We start from the raw sequence: 3,153 nt of genomic DNA on the forward strand, positions 1-3,153 counted from the left end.
CCCTGTGGGAGCTGTAACTCAGCGCGCGGGCGCGAGCTTGCCTTTGTCGTCGGAGAAGACGATCTCCACCCGGCGGTTCTGCGCCCTGCCCCGCTCAGAGGCATTGGCCTCGATCGGGTACTGGTCGCCATAGCCCTCGACCTGCAGGCGCTTTTCGTCGATGCCAAGGTCCACCAGCATGTCGGCCACGGCCTGCGCCCGGTCACGGGACAGGTTCAGGTTGTCCTCGGCGGCGCCAGTGCTGTCGGTATAACCCTCGATACGCACCACCCGTCGCGGGTTCAGCTGAAGGAACTGCACCAGTTTGAGTACGGTACGGCTGGCCGAGTTTTTCAGGTCGGCACGCCCAGTATCGAACAGCACGTCACCCAGGGTCATCACCAGGCCACGGTCGGCTTGCTCCGAAGCCAGCGCCGCGATCTGCGACTCGACCCACTTGCCCTGCTGCTGCACGCTGGCCAGCTTGGCCTCGCGCAAAGCCAGCTGCAGGCGCTGACGCTCGAGGTCAAGCTTGGCCTGGCGCTCCTGGTTCAGCGCCAGCTTGGCATGCTCACTGGCAATCTCGCTGTAACGCTGGCTCAGGTAAGCGTAATGACGCACATCGGAACCGGTGCCGATGTAGCTGGACAGGCGCTCGGCACGGGCCAGCGACTCGCCCGCGCGGATCACGTCACGCGGCGCACTGCGCAGCACATCGGAATCATCCTTGACCTTGGCGAAAGTGGCACTGGCTTCCTCCAGCGCTGCAGAGCTGCGTTGGCTGGCGCAACCTTGCAAGGCTGCTGCCAGCGCCAGCAACGCCAACGCGGCAAATGGCGTACGGCGGATCATGGCTGCACCTCCAGCTGCTTGCGCAAGCGCTTGACCCGCGACTGCAGCAGCTGCAACTGCTCTTCGCTCTTCTGGTTCAGCACCTGGGCCTCGGCCAGGCGAGCATCCAGTTCGGCCTGCTCGGCGCGCATGCGCGCATCGCGGTAATCTTCGGTCAGCATGTTGGTCTTGGCCCGGGCCAGCTTGTCTTCAGCCATCTTCAGCGTCTCGACCTGCTCGGTGGCACCTACGGCCCTGGCCTGCTCCAGTGCCTGTTCGGAAATGCGCATCTGCTCGTCAGGGGCCGGATCATTGGCGCAGCCAGCCAGGCCGAGCACGGCCAAGGCAAGGATTAGTGGTTGGGTTCTCACGCAATCTTCCTAGTGTTTGGGGGCGTCCGCCGGCACCTGCAATTGCGCTTTCCAGCGCTCGACATTTCGTTGCAGGACGGCCTCGGACGCACCGGAGATCGGCAATTCTGTCAGTTTTTTTGCCAATTGCCCACGCAACCAGCTGTCATTGCATGCCGAGTTGTGGGAAAGGGCCAAATACAGACCTGGCCGGTCCACCGGCAGGCCGCGGGCGATCAGGTCATTGTTCATGCCCAGGCTCTGGGCCATGGCCATGCCCGAATAGCGGCCGGCGAGCACATAATCCACTTGGCCAAGCACCAGCTTCTGGAATGCCTGGGTCAGGTTCTGCGCCGGCACCAGCTTCAGCTGGGCCTTGGCAAACGCGGTAAAGGCCGGGGTCAGGCGCGCGCGTTCGGACAAGCTGCCCTGGTATTTGGCCAGGTCCGCCGGGCCATCGAACGTCAACTCGGCGTCATGGCGTGTCCACACCAGGTATTCGTTGAGCTGAAGGGGTGGGTGGATGTAGTCCAGCGCGGTGAGCTGTTCGACCTGCATGGGTGTATCGAGCAGCAGGTCCATACGCCCGCTGCGCACCTCTTCCAGGGCCTGGTCGCGACGGCCGGCATTCAGCACCTCCACCTTCACGCCCAGCTCGCCAGCCACCTGGCGCAACAGGTCCACGTTGGCACCGATCAAATGTTTCGGGTCTTTCGGGTCCTGCCAAGAGTAGGGCGGCGCATCGGGGCTGCCGGTTGCCACCAGGCGCTCACACTTGCCTGCTGCCATGGCCAGCGGCGACGCCAACGCCGCCATGCATACCAGCGCCCTGCCCGTTCCGCACAACGTCATCCCTCACTCCTCAACCCATAAAAAAACCCGACCCTCAATGCGAGGGCCGGGTTCTTTATAAGTGAAGCAGGCGGATCAGACCAGCTTTTCCAGCTCCGGAACCGCTTCGAACAAGTCAGCGACCAAGCCGTAATCGGCCACCTGGAAGATCGGCGCTTCTTCGTCCTTGTTGATCGCAACGATCACTTTGGAGTCTTTCATGCCGGCCAGGTGCTGGATCGCGCCGGAGATACCGACGGCGATGTACAGCTGTGGCGCAACGATCTTGCCGGTCTGGCCGACCTGCATGTCGTTCGGCACGAAGCCTGCGTCGACCGCAGCGCGCGAAGCACCAACGGCAGCGCCCAGCTTGTCGGCCAGGCTGTACAAGTGTTTGAAGTTGTCACCGTTGCCCATGCCGCGGCCGCCGGAAACGACGATCTTGGCAGCGGTCAGTTCCGGGCGGTCGGACTTGGCCAGCTCTTCACCGACAAAGGCCGAGATACCGGCGTTGTGCGCGGCACCCACCGCTTCAACAGCGGCCGAGCCACCTTCGGCGGCGACTGGGTCGAAGCCGGTGGTACGCACGGTGATGACCTTGACCGAAGCGCTCGATTGCACGGTGGCAATGGCGTTACCGGCATAGATCGGGCGCTTGAAGGTGTCGGCGGACTCGACCGAGATGATCTCGGAGATCTGGTCCACATCCAGCAGTGCGGCAACGCGTGGCAGGATGTTCTTGCCGTTGGTGGTGGCCGGGGCCAGCACGTGGCTGTAACCGTTGGCCAACTCGACAATCAGCGGCGCCACGTTCTCCGGCAGGACGTGTGCGTAAGCTGCGTTGTCGGCAACCAGCACTTTCGCCACACCCGCGATCTTGGCAGCAGACTCGGCAATGCCACCGACGTTCTGGCCAGCGACCAGCACGTGCACATCACCACCGATCTTGGCAGCTGCGGCAACAGTGTTCAGGGTAGACGGTGCGACTGCAACGTTCTCGTATTCAGCGACAACCAGGATAGTCATTTAGATTACCTTCGCTTCGTTCTTCAGCTTCTCGACCAGTTCGGCCACCGACTTGACCTTGATACCCGCGCTGCGGGCAGCCGGCGCTTCGACTTTCAGGGTCTTGTTGGTGGAGGCGAGCGAAACGCCCAGATCG

4 protein-coding genes and 1 pseudogene are annotated in these 3,153 nt (G+C 63.0%); all 5 read right to left on the reverse strand.

All coding sequences use genetic code 11. From position 1 onward, the window contains the following. Positions 1–18 precede the first annotated feature (18 nt). Positions 19–831 (reverse strand): OmpA family protein, encoded by an 813-nt coding sequence (locus AC07XM_RS25220; protein ID WP_102690051.1) that lies wholly within the window; start codon positions 829–831, stop codon positions 19–21. Then, entirely contained in the window at positions 828–1,181 is a 354-nt protein-coding gene (locus tag AC07XM_RS25225; protein ID WP_016488287.1) for a DUF4398 domain-containing protein, read from the reverse strand. The genes AC07XM_RS25220 and AC07XM_RS25225 overlap by 4 nt, the downstream gene beginning before the upstream one ends. 9 nt (positions 1,182–1,190) lie before the next feature. Next, entirely contained in the window at positions 1,191–2,012 is an 822-nt protein-coding gene (locus AC07XM_RS25230) for a substrate-binding periplasmic protein (protein WP_102690052.1), read from the reverse strand. Positions 2,013–2,087: 75 nt separating this feature from the next. Then, positions 2,088–3,017: an electron transfer flavoprotein subunit alpha/FixB family protein gene (locus AC07XM_RS25235; RefSeq protein WP_495045738.1), complete on the reverse strand. Its 930-nt coding sequence runs from the start codon at positions 3,015–3,017 to the stop codon at positions 2,088–2,090. After that, positions 3,018–3,153 (reverse strand): annotated as a pseudogene (locus AC07XM_RS25240) (electron transfer flavoprotein subunit beta/FixA family protein); the annotation flags it as partial.

Source organism: Pseudomonas sp. GW460-LB5, assembly GCF_059423245.1.

What these genes read in the sequence shown, in the direction of transcription:
- AC07XM_RS25220 (WP_102690051.1), bottom strand. Translation starts at nt 831, where the DNA reads ATGATCCGCCGTACGCCATTTGCCGCGTTGGCGTTGCTGGCGCTGGCA.
- AC07XM_RS25230 (WP_102690052.1), bottom strand. Translation starts at nt 2,012, where the DNA reads ATGACGTTGTGCGGAACGGGCAGGGCGCTGGTATGCATGGCGGCGTTG.
- AC07XM_RS25235 (WP_495045738.1), bottom strand. Translation starts at nt 3,017, where the DNA reads ATGACTATCCTGGTTGTCGCTGAATACGAGAACGTTGCAGTCGCACCG.